Origin of the sequence: Terriglobus sp. YAF25 (assembly GCF_052113305.1) — a bacterium.
GTDB lineage: Bacteria > Acidobacteriota > Terriglobia > Terriglobales > Acidobacteriaceae > Terriglobus.
Genome location: NZ_JBFRCY010000823.1, coordinates 1 through 1,879, shown reverse-complemented (window position 1 = coordinate 1,879; position 1,879 = coordinate 1). Strand labels below are relative to the sequence as shown.

Sequence of the window (1,879 nt, the reverse complement as noted above, 5' to 3'; positions counted from 1 at the left end):
GACCAAAGGTGGAGTCCCAGTTCGAGGACCAGGTCAACGCCGTCACGAAGGTGACGCCGCGCGCCATCTTCTTCTGGGCCTTGATGATCATCGAGTTATACAGCGACTTCGAGTTGCTGGGCTGGATATTGACGCTCGAGAACTCGGCGAATGGTTTGCAGAGCTGTGAGTTTGCGACAGTGGAAGCAGCGATGACGCCGATTCCGCCCTTGTTGTAGTAGGGGTTCGCGCTCTTGGCATTCAGGAAGGCCGCCGTAGAGGCTCCCGTGCTGGCGGGGCAGGCTCCCTGGCCGTACGGAATCGCTCCCAGGTTGATCTGATCCAGGTTGTAGGTAGTGCCGTTACCTGGCAGCAGGTTACGCCCCTTCGATCCGACATAACCCAACTGCAATGCAACCCCGTAGGGGAGTTCCCGTTGGATGTCGAGCGAGTATTGCTGCACAACCGGCGACCGGCGGTACTGATCGATGGTGGTGAGCGCGTCACCAAGACCCTGCGAGTATCCGAGCGAGTTTCCTACAGGCTGGTTGATCGCGGAGTAAGGGTTCGCCAGCGAGTTCGCCGGTGTGTTGTTGTTGTCGTTTGACGCAACATAGCTGGTCGTTGAAACGTAACCCGGAGCCAGAGAAGCGCTGGTGGAGTAGTAGATCGGAGCGTAGAAGACACCGTATCCGGCGCGCACCACGGTCTTCTGGTCGAGCGAATACACCAGGCCGATACGAGGCGCGAACTTGGTGTTGCTGTTGTTGCAGCAGCTATTGGAGTAGCCGTTCTGGCCGGCAAACATGATGCCACCCTTTGTGGCTACACCCGATGTCGATGAGATGGGGTTGCTGACCGTACGATCGAAGCCAACAGCGTATTTGTTGTAGCGCTCGTGAATACCAGGTTCCCACTCATAACGCAGACCGGCGTTGATTGTCAGACGGTTGGTCAGGCGATAGTCGTCCTGGAAGTAGAAAGCATGGTACGGAACATTGAGTGCGATCCTGCTGGCGATCTGCACCTGTCCGGTAGTCGGATATCCCAGAAGCAAATCGGCGAGATCGGCTCCGGTCGTTACGCTATTGACTGTCTTCGAATTCGCATTGAAAGCGGTGAAGGTGTTGTTGAAGGTAAAGAAGCCGTTGCCGTTACTGACATTCGTGAAGTCCACGCTGATGGAGCGGTAGACATAACCAGCCTTCAGTGACTGCTTACCTAACGCCTTCGAAATACCGAACACGAAATTACGGGAGTAGAAGGCAGCAGGACCGGAGTTGTTCGTACCCATCTGGGTGCTCACCTGCGACAGCGTAATGSGTGGGAACGACTTCTTCTGCAGTGCATTTACATAGCTGGATGGCAGGCCGAGCTGCGTCTGATCATAGTTGTTGGTCAGATCGAGGGTATTGTTCGGGAAGCGGTTGAAACCCCATCCGGCGGTCAGCACGGTCGTCGGGTTCAACGTATACGTAGTGTTGACGGTGGTGGCGTCTACCTTGCGGTACAGCAGGTAGGAGTTACCGTCACCGGCGAAGGAACCAAGGGGGTTGCCACCCGGCTCCTTCGAGCCATAGTGCATATAGGAGATATTGGCAGCCCACCTCTGAGTAATGAGATGATCCAGTTTGCCGACGAACTCGTCGGCGCGGTCACCCAGCAGATCGGTCGGACGGAAGTTGGTGGCGCCGTAGAAGCCTCCTGTCGTGCAACCCGCCCCGCAAGTCGGCAGCGCCGCAAGGATCTTCTGCCCGATAGCAGACTGGCGGCTGAGAGGAATGACGTTACCCGCGAAAGCAGTACGGTTACCGGTGCTGGTATTGGTCGTAGCCGGATCATAGATCGTCAGCAGCTTTCCGCTGGCGATAGAGGAGCTTGAAAAGTCGCCGCTCCGCTC

Annotated in this window: 1 protein-coding gene; it reads right to left on the bottom strand. The window is 56.8% G+C overall.

Annotation, left to right across the window (positions count from 1 at the left end; translation table 11 throughout):
• Positions 1–1,879, bottom strand: a 1,879-nt coding sequence (locus AB4043_RS24175; RefSeq protein WP_442308343.1) for a TonB-dependent receptor domain-containing protein, incomplete at both ends; no start/stop codon positions are given.